The 20,679-nt window shown below is 70.9% G+C and carries 20 protein-coding genes; 10 read left to right on the plus strand and 10 right to left on the minus strand.

Features of this window, described 5'->3' with window-relative positions; all coding sequences use genetic code 11:
• Positions 1-28 precede the first annotated feature (28 nt).
• The 4 genes from ACWDR3_RS05155 to ACWDR3_RS05170 all read left to right on the plus strand — a co-directional run bounded on the left by ACWDR3_RS05155 (position 29) and on the right by ACWDR3_RS05170 (position 4,627).
• Positions 29-1,312 (plus strand): aspartate kinase, encoded by a 1,284-nt coding sequence (locus tag ACWDR3_RS05155; protein ID WP_401719181.1) that lies wholly within the window; start codon positions 29-31, stop codon positions 1,310-1,312.
• Entirely contained in the window at positions 1,312-2,370 is a 1,059-nt protein-coding gene (locus tag ACWDR3_RS05160; RefSeq protein ID WP_450350907.1) for an aspartate-semialdehyde dehydrogenase, read from the plus strand. The genes ACWDR3_RS05155 and ACWDR3_RS05160 overlap by 1 nt, the downstream gene beginning before the upstream one ends.
• 401 nt (positions 2,371-2,771) lie before the next feature.
• Positions 2,772-3,449: a SigE family RNA polymerase sigma factor gene (locus tag ACWDR3_RS05165; protein WP_450350909.1), complete on the plus strand. Its 678-nt coding sequence runs from the start codon at positions 2,772-2,774 to the stop codon at positions 3,447-3,449.
• The gene (locus ACWDR3_RS05170) at positions 3,446-4,627 is read left to right on the plus strand and encodes a hypothetical protein (RefSeq protein WP_450350910.1); all 1,182 of its coding nucleotides are present in this window, start codon (positions 3,446-3,448) and stop codon (positions 4,625-4,627) included. The genes ACWDR3_RS05165 and ACWDR3_RS05170 overlap by 4 nt, the downstream gene beginning before the upstream one ends.
• Before the next feature lie 40 nt (positions 4,628-4,667).
• Here ACWDR3_RS05170 and ACWDR3_RS05175 read toward each other — a convergent pair whose 3' ends face one another.
• Positions 4,668-5,447: an SURF1 family protein gene (locus ACWDR3_RS05175; RefSeq protein WP_450350911.1), complete on the minus strand. Its 780-nt coding sequence runs from the start codon at positions 5,445-5,447 to the stop codon at positions 4,668-4,670.
• Positions 5,448-5,491: 44 nt separating this feature from the next.
• Complete coding sequence (locus ACWDR3_RS05180) at positions 5,492-5,878, minus strand: nuclear transport factor 2 family protein (RefSeq protein WP_450350912.1); 387 nt, start codon at positions 5,876-5,878, stop codon at positions 5,492-5,494.
• Positions 5,879-6,040: 162 nt separating this feature from the next.
• On the opposite strand from ACWDR3_RS05180, the gene ACWDR3_RS05185 reads away from it, so the two are divergent.
• A complete protein-coding gene (locus ACWDR3_RS05185; RefSeq protein ID WP_450350914.1) occupies positions 6,041-7,867 on the plus strand; it encodes a prolyl oligopeptidase family serine peptidase in 1,827 nt (608 codons plus the stop codon).
• A 104-nt stretch (positions 7,868-7,971) separates the two neighbouring features.
• On the opposite strand, the gene ACWDR3_RS05190 is transcribed toward ACWDR3_RS05185, so the two are convergent.
• On the minus strand, positions 7,972-9,888 hold the full coding sequence (locus ACWDR3_RS05190) for an NAD-binding protein (protein WP_450351030.1): 1,917 nt from the start codon (positions 9,886-9,888) through the stop codon (positions 7,972-7,974).
• A gap of 170 nt (positions 9,889-10,058) precedes the next feature.
• Here ACWDR3_RS05190 and ACWDR3_RS05195 point away from each other — a divergent pair, with 170 nt between their 5' ends.
• The 3 genes from ACWDR3_RS05195 (at position 10,059) to ACWDR3_RS05205 (ending at position 12,721) form a co-directional block, all read left to right on the plus strand.
• The gene (locus ACWDR3_RS05195) at positions 10,059-11,144 is read left to right on the plus strand and encodes a permease (RefSeq protein WP_450350915.1); all 1,086 of its coding nucleotides are present in this window, start codon (positions 10,059-10,061) and stop codon (positions 11,142-11,144) included.
• Positions 11,141-11,965, plus strand: a complete 825-nt coding sequence (locus tag ACWDR3_RS05200; protein WP_450350916.1) for a TIGR03943 family putative permease subunit — start codon at positions 11,141-11,143, stop codon at positions 11,963-11,965. Before ACWDR3_RS05195 ends, ACWDR3_RS05200 begins: the two co-directional genes overlap by 4 nt.
• A gap of 291 nt (positions 11,966-12,256) precedes the next feature.
• Positions 12,257-12,721: a hypothetical protein gene (locus tag ACWDR3_RS05205; RefSeq protein ID WP_450350917.1), complete on the plus strand. Its 465-nt coding sequence runs from the start codon at positions 12,257-12,259 to the stop codon at positions 12,719-12,721.
• An 18-nt stretch (positions 12,722-12,739) separates the two neighbouring features.
• On the opposite strand, the gene ACWDR3_RS05210 is transcribed toward ACWDR3_RS05205, so the two are convergent.
• The 7 genes from ACWDR3_RS05210 to ACWDR3_RS05240 form a co-directional block, all read right to left on the minus strand.
• Positions 12,740-13,489: an ANTAR domain-containing protein gene (locus tag ACWDR3_RS05210; protein ID WP_450350918.1), complete on the minus strand. Its 750-nt coding sequence runs from the start codon at positions 13,487-13,489 to the stop codon at positions 12,740-12,742.
• Positions 13,486-14,232, minus strand: coding sequence for an ANTAR domain-containing protein (locus ACWDR3_RS05215; protein ID WP_450350919.1), 747 nt, complete (start codon positions 14,230-14,232; stop codon positions 13,486-13,488). The genes ACWDR3_RS05210 and ACWDR3_RS05215 overlap by 4 nt, the downstream gene beginning before the upstream one ends.
• A 39-nt stretch (positions 14,233-14,271) precedes the next feature.
• Positions 14,272-14,559, minus strand: a complete 288-nt coding sequence (locus ACWDR3_RS05220) for an SCO5918 family protein (protein WP_450350921.1) — start codon at positions 14,557-14,559, stop codon at positions 14,272-14,274.
• A gap of 150 nt (positions 14,560-14,709) precedes the next feature.
• On the minus strand, positions 14,710-16,230 hold the full coding sequence (locus ACWDR3_RS05225) for a DEAD/DEAH box helicase (protein WP_450350923.1): 1,521 nt from the start codon (positions 16,228-16,230) through the stop codon (positions 14,710-14,712).
• Between the two features lie 331 nt (positions 16,231-16,561).
• Complete coding sequence (locus ACWDR3_RS05230) at positions 16,562-16,765, minus strand: cold-shock protein (protein WP_055489522.1); 204 nt, start codon at positions 16,763-16,765, stop codon at positions 16,562-16,564.
• A 244-nt stretch (positions 16,766-17,009) separates the two neighbouring features.
• A complete protein-coding gene (locus tag ACWDR3_RS05235; RefSeq protein ID WP_450350924.1) occupies positions 17,010-17,348 on the minus strand; it encodes a helix-turn-helix domain-containing protein in 339 nt (112 codons plus the stop codon).
• Positions 17,349-17,789: 441 nt separating this feature from the next.
• Entirely contained in the window at positions 17,790-18,380 is a 591-nt protein-coding gene (locus ACWDR3_RS05240) for a CGNR zinc finger domain-containing protein (protein WP_450350926.1), read from the minus strand.
• A 216-nt stretch (positions 18,381-18,596) separates the two neighbouring features.
• Here ACWDR3_RS05240 and ACWDR3_RS05245 point away from each other — a divergent pair, with 216 nt between their 5' ends.
• Positions 18,597-19,853 carry an MFS transporter gene (locus tag ACWDR3_RS05245; RefSeq protein WP_450350927.1) on the plus strand — a complete coding sequence of 419 codons (1,257 nt, stop codon included), beginning with the start codon at positions 18,597-18,599 and terminating at the stop codon, positions 19,851-19,853.
• A gap of 558 nt (positions 19,854-20,411) precedes the next feature.
• The gene (locus ACWDR3_RS05250) at positions 20,412-20,678 is read left to right on the plus strand and encodes a DUF6959 family protein (RefSeq protein ID WP_450350928.1); all 267 of its coding nucleotides are present in this window, start codon (positions 20,412-20,414) and stop codon (positions 20,676-20,678) included.
• Position 20,679 lies beyond the last annotated feature (1 nt).

Genomic DNA, 20,679 nt, shown 5'->3' on the forward strand with positions numbered 1-20,679 from the left:
CATATACGGGACTGAGCGAGGAGCGCACGTGGGCCTTGTCGTGCAGAAGTACGGAGGCTCCTCCGTAGCCGATGCCGAGGGCATCAAGCGCGTCGCCAAGCGAATCGTGGAAGCCAAGAAGAACGGCAACCAGGTGGTTGTCGTGGTTTCCGCGATGGGCGACACGACGGACGAGCTGATCGATCTCGCCGAACAGGTATCCCCGATGCCTGCCGGGCGTGAGTTCGACATGCTGCTGACCGCCGGAGAGCGTATCTCCATGGCACTGCTGGCCATGGCGATCAAAAACCTGGGCCACGAGGCCCAGTCGTTCACCGGCAGCCAGGCAGGCGTCATCACCGACTCGGTCCACAACAAAGCCCGGATCATCGACGTCACGCCCGGTCGGATCCGCACCGCGCTGGACGAGGGCAACATCGCCATCGTCGCCGGCTTCCAGGGCGTCAGCCAGGACAAGAAGGACATCACCACGCTGGGGCGCGGTGGATCCGACACGACCGCCGTCGCCCTCGCCGCCGCGCTCGACGCGGAGGTCTGCGAGATCTACACCGACGTCGACGGCGTGTTCACCGCCGACCCGCGCGTGGTGAAGAAGGCCCAGAAGATCGACTGGATCGCCTTCGAGGACATGCTGGAGCTCGCGGCGTCCGGCTCGAAGGTGCTGCTCCACCGCTGTGTGGAGTACGCCCGCCGCTACGACATCCCGATCCACGTCCGGTCCAGCTTCAGCGGACTGCAGGGCACCTGGGTCAGCAGCGCACCACTCAAGACACAGCAAGGGGACCAGAAGGTGGAGCAGGCCATCATCTCCGGTGTCGCGCACGACACTTCCGAGGCCAAGGTCACGGTCGTCGGCGTACCGGACAAGCCGGGTGAGGCCGCGGCGATCTTCCGCACGATCGCGGACGCCCAGATCAACATCGACATGGTCGTGCAGAACGTGTCGGCCGCGTCCACCGGACTGACCGACATCTCCTTCACGCTGCCCAAGACCGAGGGCCGCAAGGCCATCGACGCCCTGGAGCGCAACAAGCACGGCATCGGCTTCGACTCGCTGCGCTACGACGACCAGATCGGCAAGATCTCCCTGGTCGGCGCCGGCATGAAGACCAACCCGGGCGTCACCGCGTCCTTCTTCGAGGCGCTCAGCGACGCCGGGGTGAACATCGAGCTGATCTCGACCTCCGAGATCCGTATCTCGGTCGTCACCCGCGCCGACGACGTCCCCGAGGCCGTCCGCGCCGTGCACACCGCCTTCGGGCTCGACTCCGACACCGTCGAAGCCGTCGTCTACGGAGGCACCGGACGCTGATGTCCGGTACTGGACGACCGACGCTCGCCGTCGTGGGCGCGACCGGAGCCGTCGGCACGGTCATGCTCCAGATCCTGTCCCAGCACGCGGACATCTGGGGCGAGATCCGCCTGATCGCCTCACCGCGCTCGGCCGGCCGCAAGCTGGCCGTGCGCGGTGAGCAGGTCGAGGTGGTGGCGCTCACCGAGGAGGCCTTCGACGGGGTCGACGTCGCGATGTTCGACGTACCCGACGAACTGGCCGCGCGGTGGGCGCCCGTCGCCGCCGCCAAGGGCGCGGTGGTGGTGGACAACTCGGGCGCGTTCCGGATGGACCCGGACGTGCCCCTGGTCGTCCCCGAGGTCAATCCGCACGCGGCCCGGCTGCGGCCGCGCGGGATCATCGCCAACCCCAACTGCACGACCCTGTCCATGATCGTCGCCCTGGGCGCGCTGCACGCCGAGTTCGGGCTGCGCGAGCTGGTCGTCTCCTCGTACCAGGCCGTGAGCGGTGCGGGCCGGGAGGGCATCGACACCCTGCGACGGCAGCTGAAGCTGGTGGCCGGCACGGAGCTGGGGACCCACCCAGGGGACGTGCGGCGGGCCGTCGGCGACGACACCGGGCCCTTCCCGGAGCCGGTCGCGCTGAACGTCGTACCGTGGGCCGGGTCGCTGCGCGAGGACGGCTGGTCCTCGGAGGAGATGAAGGTGCGGGACGAGACCCGCAAGATCCTCGGCCTGGCCAAGCTGCCCGTCGCCGTGACCTGCGTCCGCGTCCCGGTCGTCACCACGCACTCCCTGACCGTGCACGCCCGCTTCCAGGGCGAGGTCACCGTCGACGGGGCCCGCGAGATCCTCGCCACAGCGCCCGGGGTCGTCCTCTTCGACAACCCGGCCGCGGGGGAGTTCCCGACCCCCGCCGACGTGGTGGGCACCGACCCCACCTGGGTGGGCCGGGTGCGGCGGGCGCTCGACGACCCGACGGCGCTCGAACTCTTCGTTTGCGGCGACAACCTGCGCAAGGGAGCGGCCCTCAACACCGCACAGATCGCGGAGCTGATCGCGACCGAGTTCGCCTGACGCGCGGGCGGCGACCGGTCGCCGCCCGCGGTACCGCGTAGCAAAACCCCCTGGCCAGCACAGGAATCATTTGTAGGATTCATGTGAAGTGTGAGCCGATCGATGGTTCATACCACTTGAACCGGGCCTCTTCGGCGTCCGAAGATTCTCTCCCCGCTCTTCGCAACCGCGCGAAGGGCGGGGAGCGTCTTTGCGAACGCCCTTCGGGGGCGCGGGGATGCGGTACGGGGCGTGGGGACGCCCTGACTCATTCAGGACACAGGGGAAGAGCGGGTAGGCATGAGGGCGCTTGACGCACGGTCGGTTGTGCTGCCTGACACCAGACGACCGATGGCATCACGCGAAGCAAACGTGACGCCCGGCACGTACAACCCTCCAGGGGGGAAGCGTGTCCAACTGGCGTGGCAGAGGTTCTCGATTTCTTCAGCGCGGCACCCGCGGGTACGGCTCTCCGGCCACCCCGCCGGCCCGTCAGGCCCCGCGTGCCCGGTGCACCCGGCGGCATGCCGGTGATCGCGCCCATGCCCGCAGCGCGGCCCGCCCGCATTCCGAACCAGCGCGACGACGCCGACGAAGCGGTGGCGGCCGGCACGACCGTCGACCACCTCACCGAGACCTACCGTGCCCACTACCGCTCGCTGCTCGGGCTCGCCGCCCTGCTCCTCGACGACACCGCCTCCTGCGAGGACGTCGTCCAGGAGGCCTTCATCCGGGTGCACTCGGCCCGCAAGCGCGTGCGCGACCCCGAGAAGACGCTCGCCTATCTGCGTCAGACGGTCGTCAATCTCTCCCGCTCCGCCCTGCGCCGCCGCATCCTCGGACTCAAGCTCCTGTCCAAGCCGATGCCGGACATGGCGAGCGCCGAGGAGGGCGCCTACGACCAGCTGGAGCGCGACTCCCTCATCAAGGCGATGAAGGGGCTGCAGCGCCGCCAGCGCGAGGTCCTGGTGCTGCGCTACTTCGCGGACATGACCGAGGCCCAGGTCGCCGACTCGCTCGGCATATCGCTGGGCTCGGTCAAGGCGTACGGCTCGCGCGGCATCGCGGCCCTCCGCATCGCGATGGAGGCGCCGGCATGAGCAAGGACACCGGCGCCGACAGGGACGCCGAAGGACCGGACTCCCATGAACGACACGAGCCCTACGCCTGGCACGAGCCGACGGCACCGCACGACCAGAACCACACGCAATCGCACGCTGGGAACGGAACTGTGAACCACGACGGCCCCGAGGACCCGAGCCCGGAAGGGCTGGACTCGGAAGAGCTGACGCTGCGCACGCTGCTGCACCAGGCGGTGCAGACCGTCGAGCCGCGCGACGGCACGCTCGACCATCTGCGCAAGGCCGTGCCCGCCCGGCGGGCCCGCAAGCGACAGGCCGTCGTCGGCATGGCGGCCGCCGCCCTCTTCATCGGCACCGCCGTCCCCGCCCTGCTGCACGTCTCCAACGCCACCGGCTCCGGCGTCAACCCGTCCGCCGTCGGCCAGGCCTCGCAGGCCCAGGGCGGGTCGGGCTCGGGAAAAGGCGCCGACGGAAATGAGAGCACCGCCGGGGGCTCCTCGGGCAAGACCGAGGACAAGGACCCGGGCGGCGCCAAGGGCAGCGACGGCGGCAAGGGCACGGGCGCGGGCACGGGTGGCACCTCGGGCGCCAACCCCTCGGCGACCACCACCACCGACGCCCCTGTCTGCACGGCCGTCCAGCTCGGCAGCCCCACCGGGACGTCCGGCGCCGCCGACGCCACGGGTGCGGTCTACGGCACCTTCAGTGTCGTCAACGTCTCCACCGCCGCGTGTACGGTCTCCGGCCCCGGCACCGTCAGCACCCTCGCCCAGGGCGCCGCGGACGGCACCAAGGTCGGCGCCGTCCGGCATGTGGCCGGCGACCCGGCGGCCGGACTGCCCGACCCGTCCACCGAGTCCACCTCGCTGGTGCTGCAGCCCGGCGCCGCCTACGAGGTGAAGTTCGCCTGGGTGCCCTCGGAGACCTGTCCCAGCACCGGGACGAGCGACGGCGGCAACACCGGCGAACCCTCGCCCGACCCGAGCACCAGCGCCTCCTCGGGCGGCACCTCCGGCACGACGTCCGGCACCACCGACGGCACGACGACCCAGCTCCTCACCGACGGCGGCACGGCCGACGGCAGCGTAGAGGTCTCGCACACGGCGCAGTCCGGCTCCCCGACCGTCTCGACGGTCGTCTCCAACGCATGCGCGGGCACGGTGTACTACACGGGAGTCCTGGCGTCCGGAGCGTGACAAAGGCCTGACGGCGGTACGGAGAGACGGCTGACCGGCGCTATACGGCGACCGGCTGCTCCTCCTCCGCCACCAGCCCCATCTCCGCGTCCCGCAGGAACTCCACCTCGCGGCGCAGCAGCCGGAACCACATGAAGACCACGAACCCGGCGAAGACGAACCACTCCCCGGTGTAGCCCAGGTTCTGGAACGCCTTCAGGTCCAGGCCGGTGTTCTGCGGCGCGGTCGCCGGCACGGCCGTCATCCCGGCGTCGGCCTTGTCCAGCGTGACCCAGGCGTCGTACACCTTGTACGGCACGATGTTGATCAGGGACGCCGAGCTGATCGCCCCGGTCTGCCCGGCCGGCAGCCCGCCCTGCGCGCTCACCCCGTTGTCCCCCGGCGTCTCGGACGCCTGCAGCGCACCGGTGACGGTGACTTCACCGGTGGGCGCGGCGGGCGCCTTGGCCGCGTCGGCCTTCCCCGGCAGCCAGCCCCGCACGACGGGCAGCGCCTGGCCGCCGTCGGTGCGCAGCAGCGTCAGGACGTAGTAGCCGTCCTTGCCGTCCAGTTGGCGGTCCGGGACCAGCAGCTGCTTGCCGTAGTGCCCGGTCGCGGTGGCCTGCTCGCCGGAGGTCGCCTGGTCCACGGGCAGCAACTCCCGCAGCGGGCGGGCCGTTTCGTGGGTGTCCGCGAGCTGCTCGTCCGCGGTGTGGTGGCTCTGCACCCGGTCCTCGAAACGGCTCAGCTGCCAGGACCCCATGAAGATGCAGAAGGGGATGGCGAGCAGCACGAAGACGTTGATTCCCCACCAGCGGCGCGTCAGCAGAAACCGGTACACGCCTTCCACGGTACGGGGCCCCCGCGGGGGGCTCGGCCGCGGGGTCAGTACCGCTCGCTGAGGTGGTCGCGGCCGGCCGGGGGTTCGTAGGGCTCGGGCCAGAACTCCGTTATGGACGTGATCCTGCCCTCGCCGGACGCTCCCTCCTCGCCGGTGAAGAACGTGATCGCGTACATCTCCTCCAGTCCGACCGTGAAGTGCGCCCAGGTGACCACCTGTCCGGGCTCGGCGACGATGCGCTCGGTCCGTAGGTGCCAGTCGCCCGGGTACTCCCGGTTGAACTGCACGTACCTCTCCCGCCCCGTGATGCGCTCGCGGGTCTGCGGCAGGGTGTAGACGACGTCCTCGGCGAGGGTCTCGGCGAACGCGGTCCAGTCCCGGGACTCGGCGGCGGCCCAGAACCTCTCGACTGTCTTGCGCAGATCGGTCATGTCCACGAGTCTGCACCCCGCCACTGACAATCGGTCCCGACCTGCACAAACGCCCTTTCCCGGGCGGGCCGGGAGGCCGGAAGGGTAAGTGGCGGGTAGAAGTTATCCACAGCCTGCGCACCTGGCCAGTGAATTGTCTGTGAGGGCGGGCAGTATGGGGCCATGACTGAGAGCAACGGGTCCGCCTCGCCGGATCAGCAGGCACAGCGCGAGGTAATGCCGGACTGGGAGAAGCGCTTCCGGGCGCCGCGGGTGTCACTGCCCGACTGGGCGGAGGACGCCCCGGACCACTCCCTGTTCGTGTCGAACGCGACGGGGACGTACGAGCTGTACGCCTGGGACCGCGCCAGTGACGAGCAGCGCCAGGTCACCGACCGGCCCAACGGCACGACGGACGGCGTCCTGTCCCCGGACGGCGCCTGGATCTGGTGGTTCGACGACAAGGACGGCGACGAGTTCGGCGTCTGGCGCAGGCAGCCCTTCGGCGGCGGCAAGGACGAGGCCGCCGCCCCGGGCCTGGACCCGTCGTACCCGGCGGGCCTGGCCCTCGGCCGGGACGGCCGCACGGCGGTGGTGGGCCGCTCCACGGACGAGGACGGTACGACGATCCATCTCGCGCGCGAGGGCGAGGCCCCGGTGCAGATCTACCGCCACCGCGAGTCGGCGGGCGTCGGCGACCTCTCCCGCGACGGCACGCTGATCGCGATCGAGCACACCGAGCACGGCGACGCGATGCACTCCGCGCTGCGCGTGCTGCGCCCCGACGGCACGGCGGTCGCCGACCTCGACGACACCGAGGGCGGCACCAAGGAACTGGGCCTGGAGGTCCTCGGCTTCGCGCCGGTGGACGGCGACACGCGGCTGCTCATCGGCCATCAGCGCCGGGGCCGTTGGGAGCCGCTGGTGTGGGACGTGGCGACGGGGGAGCAGACCGACCTCGCCCTGGACCTGCCCGGTGACGTCAGCGCCGAGTGGTACCCGGACGGCACGGGCCTGCTCGTCGCGCACAGCTTCGAGGCCCGCAGCGAGCTGTTCCGCTACGACCTGGCGAGCCGTGAGCCGGAGCGGATCCCGACCCCGCCCGGCACGGTCTCCGGCGCGACGGCCCGCCCCGACGGCACGGTCGAGTACCTGTGGTCGTCGTCGGCCGAGCCCTCGGCGGTCCGCTCCACGAAGGGCGGGGTGGTCCTGGACCCGCCGGGCCTGAAGTCCCCCGGCTCGGTCCCGGTGCAGGACGTGTGGGTGGAGGGCCCGGGCGGCCGCATCCACGCCCTGGTCCAGAAGCCGGCCGGCGCGACCGGCCCGCTGCCGACGGTCTTCGACATCCACGGCGGCCCCACCTGGCACGACAGCGACTCCTTCGCCGCCGGCCCCGCGGCCTGGGTCGACCACGGCTACGCGGTGGTCCGGGTCAACTACCGCGGCTCCACGGGCTACGGCCGCGCCTGGACCGACGCCCTCAAGCACCGGGTCGGCCTGATCGAGCTGGAGGACATCGAGGCGGTCCGCGAGTGGGCGGTCACCTCCGGCCTCGCGGACCCCGCCCGTCTGATCCTCACGGGCGGTTCCTGGGGCGGATACCTCACCCTCCTGGGCATCGGCACCCAGCCGGACGCCTGGACCCTGGGCATCGCGGCGGTCCCGGTCGCCGACTACGTCACGGCGTACCACGACGAGATGGAAGCCCTGAAGGCGATGGACCGCACGCTCCTGGGCGGCACCCCGGAGGAGGTCCCCGACCGCTTCGAGGCGTCCTCCCCCCTGACCTACGTCGACAAGGTCAAGGCCCCGGTCTACATCTCGGCGGGCGTCAACGACCCCCGCTGCCCGATCCGCCAGATCGAGAACTACGTGAAGAGGCTGGAAGCGAGGGACGCGCCCCACGAGGTGTACCGCTACGACGCGGGCCACGGTTCCTTGGTGGTCGACGAACGCATCAAGCAGGTGAGGCTGGAGCTGGAGTTCGCGGAGAAGCACCTCCCCGCCTAACTGCGGGCAGTCGTGCCGCTGGGGCGGCACGGGTGGGCGCAGCGGCACCCCGCGAACGCGGGCCAAGTGAACCCACCCAACCCCCGCCCCAGCACCGGCGCAGATCAAGAACCAGAGCCCGAGCCAGAACCGGCCCGCCCCCGCCGCCGACGCCCCAACAACTCAGCCATGCCCCTCCGCGTAGCGGCCAGCACCACCCGATCCGAGTCCCGCAGAACGTACGTATCAGGCAGATCCCACACCAACCCCGACCGCCGAGCATCCTCATGCGCCCCACGACCGGTGTCCAAGGCCAACACCCGCCACGCCCCGGCACGGAACGCCTCCGCCACAGTCCGCCCCGCCAACTGAGGAAGCGCCCCCACCTCGACCGCGGCGAACAACAACACCCGCCGCTCCACAGGAATCGCCCCCAGAATCTGCCGCCCCATCATCGCCCCCGCAAACGCGGGCGCGGCCAGATGAGAAACACTCCGACTCCGAGTGGTCGCAAGAGGATGCGCGGCCCGCAAGGTCCGATACACGGCGGTCGCGAAGTCGTCGTCGTACAGCCGCAGCACCACCCGCAGTTCGGGCCGCACGGACCGGGCATACAGCGCGGCTTCGAGATTCGTCGTGTCCGCGCTGGTCACCGCGAGCAGCGCGGTCGCACGGTGGATCTTGGCCGCCTCCAGGACCCCTTCCTGGGTGACGTCACCGAGCACCACCGGCACCCGCAGCCGCCGCGCGACGGCGAGCCCGCGCGCCTCGGGGTCGGACTCGACGCACACCACCGGGATGTGCAGTTCGCGCAGCCGGATCAGCACGCGCGTGCCGATCTTGCCGAGCCCGAGCAGCACCACGTGCCCACCGAGCCCGCGCGGCGGCTTGCGCAGCCCGGACGCGCTACGGAAGGTGCCGAGCGCTTCGAGGACCGCGGCCAGCAGCACCGGCAGCAGCAGCAACCCGACGAGACCGGAGAGGAGTTGAAGGATCTGCCGTCCCAGGGACTGACCGATCGCCGGATCGTCGATCGCGAAGAGATCGAGGAGCGTCAGATAGAACGCGTTCAGTGGATGCATCTGCGTCACCACCGACAGCGCGACCCCGAGCCCGACCACACACCCCACGAGCCCCGCCAGCGACCACCGCAGCCGCCGCGAGAACAGCGAGGCGAACGGCGGCACGACACTCCCGCGCGCGGGCGGCAACGAAGGCCCGGAGTAAGCCACTTGCTCCAGCACGACGGTCCCGCGCCCGGTCGCGGCCCGTACCGTCGCCGCGTCCGGCAGCAGCCGCGGCCCCGAGTCGCCGTCGCGTTCGGAGCCGTCGGCGGGATCGCTGCCGGCCGTGGACAGCAGCGCCAGCGTGGCGAGGCCCGGATCGGCCTCCTCTCCGGGCTCCGGCGCGGGCCGTTCGACCGCGCGCAGCATCAGCCCGTCGGTCTGGACGACCTTGCTGGTGCCGGTCACGGCGGTTGCGGCCAGCGCCGGCGCTGCCGTGTCGGCGTCGGACAGCACGGTCGTAGAGGCGTCGAAGCCGGAGCCGCCGCCGTCGGTCGTGCCGTCGCCGGCCGCCAACGCGGCCGCCTGGTCGAGGAGTTCCTCGATGTGCTGGCCCAGCCGGCGGTTGTAGAGGCGCAGGACGAGACGGAGGCGGGGGTTGAGGCGGCGGGCGGTGAGGGCGGCGCGGATGTTGGTCTCGTCGTCGTCGTACACGAGTGCCAGTGCGGCGGCCCGCTCCACGCCCGCCTCCGCGAGCGCGGCCTCGGTCGCCTCGGCGGCCGCGACGACCCGTTCACCGCCGTTGACGGCGGTCGTGGTGGTCGTCGCGGTCGGATCGGCGCCGCCCGCCGCCCGGTTGACGGCCGCGTTCACCACCCGGTCCAGCAGCGCCGCGGTGGTCGCCCGCGCCCTGCCGACCACCGGGGTCCGGACACCGCGCTCGGACGGTGGCACGATGAGCGTGACCTGCTCGCCGTACACACCCCGGAGTTCGGCGGCCAGCCGGTGCGCCAGCCCGTCGTCGCCGCACACGACCATGTGCCCGGACAGGTCGCCTGTCACACCCTGCTGAGGAACGCTCGCCACGAGGGCAAAGACTGCCTTATGAGGCGGGGCGGTTCCAGAGTCGACTGAACGGCTGTTCCCTCTCCATCGTATGGATAGGGACGGAAACCAGCGCTTTCCGCACCACCGGAGGTACCTCGCCCGTGGCCATCACCAAACCAGCCCCCACCGGGGCGGACAGCCATGAGCCGGTACGGGGTGCGCCGGAGCCGGAGGCTCAGTCTTCGCAGGGGCGCCCGCAAGAGGCCAAGGCGCAGACCCAGTCCCCGTCTCAGACTCAGGCCCAGTCCCGGTCCTCTCTGATCCTCATCCTCCTGCTGCTCGTCCTGGTGCTGATGCAGGATCCCATCCGCGGTGCGCTGTCCGCGCCCGTGATGCAGAGCTGGATGACGGTGTTCGTCGCCGTGCTCGTCCAGGCGCTGCCCTTCCTGGTGCTCGGTGTGCTGCTCTCGGCGGCGATCGCGGTGTTCGTACCGCCGACGTTCTTCGCCCGCGCCCTGCCGAGCCGGCCCGCGCTCGCGGTACCGGTGGCCGGGATGGCGGGCGCGGTGCTGCCGGGGTGCGAGTGCGCGTCCGTGCCGGTGGCGGGCGCGCTGGTGCGCCGGGGCGTCACTCCGGCCGCGGCGATCGCGTTCCTGCTGTCCGCGCCGGCGATCAACCCGATCGTGCTGACCGCGACCGCCGTGGCCTTCCCGCGCAACCCCGAGATGGTCCTCGCCCGTTTCGTCGGCAGCCTGCTGGTGGCCTGCTCGATGGGCTGGCTCTGGCAGCGCCTGGGCCGCACGGACTGGCTGCGCATGCCGCACCGTTCGCACTACGAGGGCCAGAGCAAGGGCGCCGCGTTCTGGGGGTCGGTCCGGCACGACGTGATGCACGCGGGCGGCTTCCTGGTCGTCGGCGCGATGGCCGCGGCGACGCTGAAGGCGGTGGCCCCGGCGAGCTGGCTGCGCACGGCGGCGGACAACCCGGTGGTCGCGATCCTCGCCCTGTCCCTGCTCGCCGTACTGCTGTCGATCTGCTCGGAGGCGGACGCGTTCGTGGCAGCCTCGCTGACCCAGTTCTCGCTCACGGCCAAGCTGGCGTTCCTGATCGTGGGCCCGATGATCGACCTGAAGCTGTTCGCGATGCAGGCGGGCACGTTCGGCCGGGGCTTCGCCCTGCGCTTCGGACCCGCCACCTTTGCCGTCGCCATCGTGGGCGCGGTCCTGACCGGGGCGGTGCTGCTGTGAACCGGCAGGCCCAGGCGGCTGTCCTCTTCCTCACCGGCGCGGCACTGCTGCACGCCGGGTTCACGGATCTGTATCTGCGGTACGTCAAGGCGGGCCTGCAGCCGCTGTTGCTGCTGGCGGGCGTGGTCCTGATCGCGGCGGCGCTGGCGACGGTCTGGTACGAGTGGCGGGGGCGGAAGCAGGGGGAGCCGCAAGGGGAGCCGCAGGGGGCGCAGAAGGCGGACTCGGCCGAGCGCGCGGAGGACGGGCACGAGGAGCACCGGCCCGCCGACCTCGATGGCTCCGCCGCCGATGCCGACCACGAGCACACCCACCGCGAACCCCGTATCTCCTGGCTCCTCGTCCTCCCCCTCCTCGCCCTCATCCTGGTCGCCCCGCCCGCGCTCGGCTCGTACAGCGCGATGCGCACGGGGACGGCACTCCAACAGCCGTACGGCTACGACAAGTTGCCCGCCGCCGGACCGCTCCACCTCTCCGTGGTCGACTACGCGAGCCGCGCCGTCTACCAGCACGGCCGCACCCTCGACGGCCGCCAGATCAAGGTCACCGGCTTCGTCGCACTGGACAAGGCCGGTACGCCGTATCTGGTCCGGATGGCCCTCAACTGCTGTGCGGCGGACGCCCAGCCGGTGAAGATAGGCCTGACCGGCAAGGTCCCCCCGGTCCTGCAGCCCGACAAGTGGCTTGAGGTGACGGGCACTTACACGACCCGCGAGGTCAAGGACCCGGTGAACAACGGCCCCATCCCGTTCCTCCAGGTCAGCTCGGCGACCCCGGTGCCGACGCCCGCGGATCCGTACGACGAGACCTGGAACAACTGAGGCGCGGTCCCACCGGAGATGAGGCGCGGTCGCTCCCGAGGGCGGTCGGCAGGGCCCGGAGTATCGTGAAAGGACCGAGGGTTCCTCGTGTGCCGGCCTTTACGCCCGTGCCGTTCTCGGCGATCGACGAGACCAGGTCGGCTGCGACGGCGCCCGGAACAGGTCCGCCTCATGACACAGAACGCGCTCCGGCCGCCCCGGGAACATCCCGGAGCCCGGGCCAGGCCCCGTCAGCAGTGCCCCTCGCCCTGGGAGGCGGAGCGGCTGCGCCCGTTGTCCCGGTGCCAGGTCATGGACCGGCTGCCGGAACTGGGCGAGATGTACGCGGCCAACTCCGGTGCCGAGCCCTGGCAGTGGGACCGCCTGCGCCACGCGTTCCTGAGCCGCCTGACCGACGACATGCGCCGCCCCGGCTTCACGTTGCTGGTCGCGGAGAACTCGACGACGGCGACGGCCTGCGCCTACGGATTCCCGCTGCGCGCAGGGCTGTTCGCGATCCGCGAGATCGTCGTACGTCCTCAGGTGCGCCGGCAGTCCACGGACCGTGACTGGAATCTGGCCCGGCGGCTGCAGCGGCGCCTGCTCGGTGAGCACGCGGACGCCACCGGCGTCACCCTGGTCGCCCGTTTCGACGTACCGACCCTGGCCGCCCTGCGGGCCTGGGGCTGGCGGGACCTCCCGGCCGGCGAGCACTGGACCCCGTCGGCCGATCCGCGCCGGGTCCTGCTCCTCGACCCGGGGCCCTCACACTCGTAGCCCGCGCGGCTGTGACCGTCAGTCGACCCTGTCGGGGGCCGGGATCGTGGACGTGTCGAACGTGCCGTCGACGATGTGCCGGGCGAAGTCGGTCAGCCGCAGGTGATGGGCGCGGGCGTAGGAGCGGAACGCGGCGAAGGCCTCGTCGACCGAGGTGCCCCAGCGCTCGGCCAGCACGCCCTTGACCTGTTCCACCAGGATCCGGCTGGTCAGCGCGGTGCTCAACTGGGTGTTCTCCACATAGGTCTTCTCCAGCGTGCGCTGCTGCAGGATCGTGATGGTGGCCACGTCCGCGAGCGCCTGGGCGAGCGCGATCTCGGAGTCGTCGAGCCGGTGCACGGAGAGCTGGAAGAGGTTCAGAGCGCCCACCACCCGGTCCCGCAGCCGCAGCGGGATGGCGTGCGTGGCGACGAACCCGAGCTCGCGCGCCCGCGGGGTGAAGCGGGGCCAGGCGGCGGCCGCCTCGGGGCGCCGGAGGTCGATGTTCGTACGGGCCGCGCCGGTGTGGAAGCACTCCACGCAGGGCCCCTGGTCGTGCTGCAGGGCGAGCAGCTCAAGGAGCCGGGTGTGCTCGTCCGAGGCGGCGATGACCTGCAGTTCACCGTGCGGATCGGCGAGCAGGATGCCGGCCGCGGAGACCTCCAGGAGCTCCACGCAGCGCGTGGACAGCCGTTGCAGCAGGTCGAGGACATCGAAGTCGTCGATGAGTGAGTCCGCGATCTCGACGAACACCTCCGCGAGGCGCTGTTCCCGCGTCATGCCGATCATCCCTCTCCACCGACGGGCGCGTGGGTCCCGCTTCCATCGTCGTCGAATCGCAGTCGTCTGGCCACGACGTCCTCCGCCACGTCGCCGACCAGGCGGTCACTGCCGTAGGCGAAGGCGCGCAGCCGCACCAGGGCCTCGGCCAGCGGGATGCCGAGCTGGACGCTGATCATGCCGGTCGCCTGGTGCACCACGGCCCGGTGCAGCCCGTCGGCCGGCCACGGCAGGCCCTGGTCGGCGCCGCGGCCGGCCGGCCGCCGCCCGTCCAGCAGGGCCGCGGTCAGCGCGGCGGCCAGCGTGTTCGCGTCCGCGAGCTGCCGCTCGTCCAGCCCGCCCCGCCCGTCGCACAACAGGGTGAACATGCCCAGGCGTACGGCACCCAGGCCCAGCGGGAAGCAGCAGACCCCGTCGACGCCGAGCTGCCGGGCGGCCGGCAGCAGCGCGGGCCAGCGCTCCGGGCGTACCCGGTCGAGATCCGGTTCCAGTACGGGGATGCCCGCGTGGGCGGCGTCGGGGCCGGGGCCCTCGCCGAGCGTGAACTGCAGTTCCTCGAACCGCAGGCCGAGCTCGGGGAACCACCACAGGGGTTCCGGCGCACGGGTGCCGTCCGGGTCCGCGACCGACAGCGGGAAGACGGAGATCACGACGCCCGCGACGCCCAGCGCCCGGGCGGCGGCCCGCGCGGGATCGGCGCCGCTGCCGGCGCGCAGCGACCGCAGCGCCTGGGCCATCCCGTCGCGGGTCACCGGTCTCCGTTCCGCCGGGGGCTCAGCGGCCCCGCTCCGTCACCAGCCGAGCGATTCCTGGTCGGGGGCCACGGTACGGGTCGGGGCGGGCTGGGGGGCGTCGTGGCACACGAAACCGAGCCGGGTGAGCGCGCGGCGCATCTCGCCGGTGGTGAAGTCGCGGCGGTTCTGCCGGGTGATCACTTCGCCGACCTGGAGGACGGGGTAGACCTTCGAGCCGATGGTGACGGAGACACCGGTGACGGTTTCGGGCGTGATGCCGTCCATCGACTGCTCGACCTCGTTCTTGCGCAGGTCGAAGGGGAATCGGGCGATGACACAGCGCATGAATGCCTCCAACAGAAAGGGGAGTTGAACCGAGGGGAAGGCAGGGGAAGAGAGCGGGGTGGAGCGGAGGCCGGCGGCGGAGGGTGACGCCGAGGAGCGGTCAGGACACGCGGGTGGGCGTCCTGACCGCCTTGACCTGTGAGGGTGGGACTAGCGAGGGTTGCGGGTCGGCGTACGGCGCCCGCGGGAGCCGCCGGCCCGTCCGCCCCGGCCACGACCGGGGGCACCGGAACGCTCCCGCCGGTCCGCGGCCGGCGCGGGCGCCGTCACGACGACGGGTACGCCGGAGGGGGTGCGGGCGCCGGTGATGCGCTGCAGCTCGGGCTCGCCGGGGCTGACCCGGGTGCTGCTGGCCGGGGTGATCCCGGCGTCCTGCATCAGCCGGTCCATCGAGCGCCGCTGGTGCGGCAGCACCAGGGTGACGACGGTGCCGGACTCGCCGGCCCGGGCGGTACGGCCGCCGCGGTGCAGGTAGTCCTTGTGGTCGCCCGGCGGGTCGACGTTCACGACCAGGTCGAGGTTGTCGACGTGGATACCGCGCGCGGCCACGTTGGTGGCGACCAGCGCGGTGAGGTGGCCGTCCTTGAACTGGGCGAGCGTCCGGTTGCGCTGCGACTGGGACTTGCCGCCGTGCAGCGCCGAGGCGCGGACGCCGACGGACAGCAGGTGCTTGGTCAGCTTGTCCACCGCGTGCTTGGTGTCCAGGAAGAGGATCACGCGCCCGTCGCGGGCGGCGATCTCGGTCGCCGTGGAGTGCTTCTCGGTGTCCCGTACGTGCAGCAGGTGGTGCTCCATGGTGGCGACACCGCCCGCGGTCGGGTCGACCGAGTGCACCACCGGGTCGCTCAGGTAGCGGCGGACCAGGAGGTCGATGTTGCGGTCCAGGGTGGCCGAGAACAGCAATCGCTGGCCGCCGGTACGGACCTGGTCGAGCAGCGCGGTGACCTGCGGCATGAAGCCCATGTCGGCCATCTGGTCGGCCTCGTCCAGGACGGTGATGCCGACCTGGTCGAGCCGGCAGTCGCCGCGCTCGATGAGGTCCTTGAGACGGCCGGGGGTGGCTACGACGACTTCGGCGCCGCCGCGCAGGCTGCTGGCCTGGCGGCCGATCGACATGCCGCCCACCACGGTGGTGGTCCGCAGCCGAAGGGCGCGGGCGTAGGGGGCGAGCGCGTCGGTGACCTGCTGGGCCAGCTCACGGGTGGGGACCAGGACGAGGGCGAGCGGCTGCCGGGGCTGGGCCCGCTTGCCGTTGAGCCGGGCCAGCAGGGCCAGGCCGAAGGCGAGCGTCTTGCCGGAACCGGTGCGCCCGCGGCCCAGGACGTCCCGGCCGGCCAGTGCGTTCGGCAGCGTGGCGGCCTGGATCGGGAAGGGCACGGTGACGCCCTCGGCGCCGAGCGCGGCCAACAGGCCCTCGGGCATGTCGAGTTGATCGAACGACTCGACGGCCGGGAGCGGTGCGGTGACGGTGGTGGGGAGCGCGAACTCCTGCTGCGGGCCGGCCGAGCGTGAGCCCTGGCCGTTCTTTCCGGCGCCGGCCGGACGCGAGGTCCGGCGGGGCTCGTGGGTACGGAAACGGCTGCCGTGGGCGGAGCCGGATCCTCCCGTGGACTTCCTGTCCGTGCGGACGCGGCCCGAACTGGCGCTGCTGCTGCGACGGTCGCGGTTCATGGTGGGAACCCTCCTCGATACGGCACGTATCGAGGAATTCCGTCCAGCGGCGAATGGCCGCATGAGGATTCACAAGAATGAGCCGTGAAAATAGCGAAAAGCCGCGCCTCGCGGTTTGTTAACCGGCGTCGACCGGAGGTCGACCGACGGATGAAACCGAGGCGGTCCCTCATGCGGGAATCAGCGTGAACTGGCTGGAACGTGAACTGGCTTGGAGCAGCAGGTAACGGCCGGAGTCAGCTGAGAGCGGCTGGGAACATGCGAAAAGTGAACGAGCTGGGGCCCGCACCCCATAGAGTGCGGGCCCCAGCTACTGTCATGCGTCAAGCAATCAGGCGGGAACGATGTTCTCGGCCTGGGGGCCCTTCTGGCCCTGCGTGACGTCGAAAGTAACCTTCTGGCCTTCCTGAAGCTCGCGGAAGCCGGAGGCGGCGATGTTCGAGTAGTGGGCGAAGACGTCAGCGCCGCCGCCGTCCTGCTCGATGAAGCCGAAGCCCTTTTCCGCGTTGAACCACTTCACGGTGCCAGATGCCATATTGAATCTCCCTTGGGGGGCAGTGCCGGGACCTGCACTTTGCCGATCCCGAGTCGCCGCGATGATCACCCCTCCGGAAAGATCCGGAAAGCTCTGCAAAGAAACTGGCTGTGAAACAAGTCTCTGGTAACCAAAACTGCAACTGGTATCACGCTAACACAGGTCGGCCGGAAACCCCATGCTGATCTGGAGTTCGATCAAGAATTCTCGCCCGGCCGAACTCATCATTTCTGCACCCGCCGCACTAGATTTCCGCGCCGCGCTCCGCCAGTAGCTTGCGCATTTCCTCGTTCAGCCGGAGGGCGTCCTCCAGCTGGTCCTCCAGCGAGACGATGCGGCAGGCTGCCTCGATGGGAGTGCCCTGGTCGACGAGCTCACGAGCCCGGGCGGCGACCCTCAACTGCCGCCGTGAGTACCGCCGGTGACCGCCCTCCGAACGCAGCGGAGTGATCAGCTCGGCCTCGCCGACGGCCCGCAGGAAGGCCGGGGTGATCCCGAGAACGTCGGCGGCCCGGCCCATGGTGTAGGCCGGGTAGTCGTCATCGTCGAGATTGCCGGTGACGGGATCGTTCTCAGCGGGCATGGCACCTTCGTTTCGGGGCGAGGCGAACGGCCCGGCCGGGCCAGTGCCCCGAGCTCCGAGAGATCCGACACCGAATCCACCTCTTACGCCAACCCTAACGCCGCGAGCGACAGGGATGTGGCCCGGCCGTGACAGATTTCCCTCGACGGCGGGGGCAGCGTCAAGATGCGCCTTGGAAGGGGCGCAGGTCGGGGGGCTCGGCGATCTTCGGGGGGCGGAGGGGTGCGTCATGGGGTTGTGTCGGGGGGCTGCGTCAGGTTGGTGAGGTCCGGGGGCGGAGGTCTGGGGGTCCGGGATCAGAGGCCTGGGGTCCGGGGTCAGAGGTCCGGGGCCCGAGCTCCGGGATCAGGGGTCCGGGGTGCGGGGTCCGAGGTCCGGGGTCCGAGGCCGGCGTACGGTCGGGTCTACGTCTGTCGGCCGTGTCCACCTTCACGGGCCCTGCTACCCCCGCAGGCCGGTCTGGCCTTCCGGGCTTGCGACGGAGCTAGACCCCTGCTGCGCTCGGCGCCGCCGATAGGCAGCGGCGTTGGCCCGCCCACCGCAGGTGAGCTTGTCGCACCAGCGCCGGCTCCCGGACCGGGAGTGATCGACGAACAGTCGGCTGCACCGTGAGTCCGCGCACGCCCGAATACGTAGGTGATCGGGACCGCCGAGCAGGACGCACGCCTGATGGGCAACGGTGGCCAGGACCTGGTCGACGTCACCGCGCCACACCGCACGCCCCAGCCCCTCCAGCACCGGCGTGACCTGTCGCCCGGCGGCCACCTCGCTGATGAGCCGCAGATCCTCCGAGCGGGGCCGCTGCTCCAGCAGCTCGGCGGACGCCGTCCGATAGACGGCCTCGCGCAACTCACGCATCCGCTCGACATCGACGTCACGGACGCGCCCGGCATCATCCGCCAGACCCGCCTGCTCGATCCACGCGGCCAGGTCGCGCGGACCGGCCAGCAACTCGACCGGATAACTGCTGCGCCACGTCAGCGTCGCGGCCAGGTCCAAGGCCGGATGACCGCTGACGAAAGTGAACTCCACCCATGCAGTGTCGCGCGGACGGGCATACACCGACAAGATCGTGGAATCAGACCCTTAACAGATGACGCCGACGGATTTCCGAGACGGACTCCGCACCGGATGCCTGACTTCGGCTCCGACCCACCGCGCCAAGTCCCCCTGAGAACAGGCAGGACTCCAATGGGAACCCCCACCTCATCCACCCCCACTCGGGCCCCAACTTCCGTCGCCGCGCCCATGGCCTGCTACCTCGGGGTCGCCGTACCGGCACGCCTGGCCGACGAGGGAGCGCGCGTCGCACTGGTACTGCTGGCCCTGGCACGAGAACACAGCACGAGCCTCGGCGGCCTCCTGGTCGCCGCGCTGATGGTGCCCCACGTGATAGCGGCTCCGGTGGCCGGCGCCCTGGCCGACGGGGTCCGCCACCGTAGGCTCTTCCACGGCCTGGCCCTGGCCGTCTACGCCACCGGCCTGATCACGACCGCATGGGCGTTGGGCCGATTCCCGCCCCCTCTGGTCGTACTCATACTCCTCGCGGCGGGCTGCTGCGCGCCCCTGGTCACCGGTGGACTCACCAGCCTGCTCCCCGAGTTGGTCCCCGAACGCACCCTCACCCGAGCCTTCAGCATCGACTCCACCACCTACAACCTGGCGGGCATCGTGGGCCCTGCACTGGCAGCGCTGCTGGCGGCGACGATCGGCCCGGGCAAGGCACTCTTCACGCTCGGCGCGGCAGCACTGACGGGTGCCGCCGCGGTACCCCTGCTGCGCCTACCTGCCCGTCCTCCGACAAAACACCGCCCAACCACCGCACTACGGCCGGCCGCGCTCTTGTCAGGCACCCGGGAAATCCTGACCAACCCACCCCTGCGGTCGGTGACTTGGGCGAGTGGCATCGGCCAGATAGGCATCGGAGCCCTGCCCGTCATCACGGCCCTGCTGGCTACGGAACGCCACGCCGGCTGGGCAGCGGGCGGCCTGATGACGGCCTTCGCCGCCGGCGCGATGACGGGCTCCCTGACCTACGCCGTCAAACCCTGGTCCCGAACCTGTCCCGAACGAGTAGTACTGCTGTGCCTCCCCCTGACGGCACTCCCCCTGGCCCTGGCCGCATGCGTCGCGGGGACGGCCCTGCCCACAGCACTGTTCGCCACGGCAGGCTGGACAACAGGCCCCCTCTTCAGCGCCCTGCTCACCGCCCGCGAACGCTACGCACCACACCCACTCCGCACCCAGATCTTCACCCTCGGCGCCGGCCTGAAGAGCACTGCGGCAGCGACGGGAGCGGCGGGGTTCGGCGCCTTGGGCGGACTGGGAGCGGCACCCCTTCTGGTCCTTGCAGCGACCACGCAGTTGGTGGCGGCCGGCGTTGGCGCCACCATGCTGACGCACTCGCCGAACACCACCCGGCGAACGGCCGAAGAACCTGACGGTGCCGTAGACCACGACGTCCCGTCAGAAGAACGCTCCTCCCCAAGAGCACAAGAGAATTGACGGTCGGCTACCTGGCCGGGAGAGAGGGAGGTACCGAACCTGCTCAGTTGACCTCGGTGAGCTCCAGCGCCTCATGAAGGGGTAGCCCCAGCCGCACCGCGGCGATCCGCCTGACACACACTTCCGCAGGTGTACGCGGCCGGAACCCCGGACCATCGCAGCCGCACGAATGAAAGGTCAGTCCGGACTCCAGCACGGCACCGAGGGCCCTCCAGCCGGCGATGTCCCGCCGACGCGGAACAGCGAGATCTTGCCCGGCATCAATCATGACGGCACCACAACGAGGACAAGGCTGCACCCGTTCGCCCTGCCAGTCACGCTTGAACGACGACCGGCACGCGAGACACACGAAGTGCCGCTTGTAATAGACCATTCCGTAGCGACACATGTGGGCAGCGTAGGAGGCAACTTCTTGCTGGTACCACCCCTTTTGGGAGTTCGATCGAGCAGCCTCCAGAGCGGCCTTCTGAGGGTACGGCTGCGCTGTGCGGGGCCGCCCAAGGTCGTCTGTGAACGCCGTCGTTGATTTCAGCTGGTGACGCCAGGTTGGATGGCCTGATGGAGCGTGTTGAGGCAGAGCTGTTCACTGACGGTGGGAACGATGCCGTGGTCCGTCTGCCGGGCCGCCGTTTCCCCGGTGTGCTGATCCAGGGAGACTCCCTTCGCATCCTTCGGACCGACGCTGCCGAGTTGGCGGAAGCCTGTGAACGCGGCGACCTGGCCGAGGCGAGGGAGTCCGCCGGCCTGCTCCTGGAGAGTCTCGATGCACTGCTGACCCGCTACTCCACGGCATTGGAAGAGCACCAGATCCAGCGCCCGTACTGAC

It is taken from the genome of Streptomyces sp. NPDC001002, from assembly GCF_053599215.1.

Excerpts from the sequence above, each read along its gene's own strand:
- ACWDR3_RS05160 (WP_450350907.1), top strand. The coding sequence starts at position 1,312 with ATGTCCGGTACTGGACGACCGACGCTCGCCGTCGTGGGCGCGACCGGA.
- ACWDR3_RS05170 (WP_450350910.1), top strand. The coding sequence starts at position 3,446 with ATGAGCAAGGACACCGGCGCCGACAGGGACGCCGAAGGACCGGACTCC.
- ACWDR3_RS05180 (WP_450350912.1), bottom strand. The coding sequence starts at position 5,878 with ATGACCGATCTGCGCAAGACAGTCGAGAGGTTCTGGGCCGCCGCCGAG.
- ACWDR3_RS05185 (WP_450350914.1), top strand. The coding sequence starts at position 6,041 with ATGACTGAGAGCAACGGGTCCGCCTCGCCGGATCAGCAGGCACAGCGC.
- ACWDR3_RS05190 (WP_450351030.1), bottom strand. The coding sequence starts at position 9,888 with ATGGTCGTGTGCGGCGACGACGGGCTGGCGCACCGGCTGGCCGCCGAA.
- ACWDR3_RS05205 (WP_450350917.1), top strand. The coding sequence starts at position 12,257 with ATGGACCGGCTGCCGGAACTGGGCGAGATGTACGCGGCCAACTCCGGT.
- ACWDR3_RS05210 (WP_450350918.1), bottom strand. The coding sequence starts at position 13,489 with ATGATCGGCATGACGCGGGAACAGCGCCTCGCGGAGGTGTTCGTCGAG.
- ACWDR3_RS05220 (WP_450350921.1), bottom strand. The coding sequence starts at position 14,559 with ATGCGCTGTGTCATCGCCCGATTCCCCTTCGACCTGCGCAAGAACGAG.
- ACWDR3_RS05225 (WP_450350923.1), bottom strand. The coding sequence starts at position 16,230 with ATGAACCGCGACCGTCGCAGCAGCAGCGCCAGTTCGGGCCGCGTCCGC.
- ACWDR3_RS05230 (WP_055489522.1), bottom strand. The coding sequence starts at position 16,765 with ATGGCATCTGGCACCGTGAAGTGGTTCAACGCGGAAAAGGGCTTCGGC.
- ACWDR3_RS05235 (WP_450350924.1), bottom strand. The coding sequence starts at position 17,348 with ATGCCCGCTGAGAACGATCCCGTCACCGGCAATCTCGACGATGACGAC.
- ACWDR3_RS05245 (WP_450350927.1), top strand. The coding sequence starts at position 18,597 with ATGGCCTGCTACCTCGGGGTCGCCGTACCGGCACGCCTGGCCGACGAG.
- ACWDR3_RS05250 (WP_450350928.1), top strand. The coding sequence starts at position 20,412 with ATGGAGCGTGTTGAGGCAGAGCTGTTCACTGACGGTGGGAACGATGCC.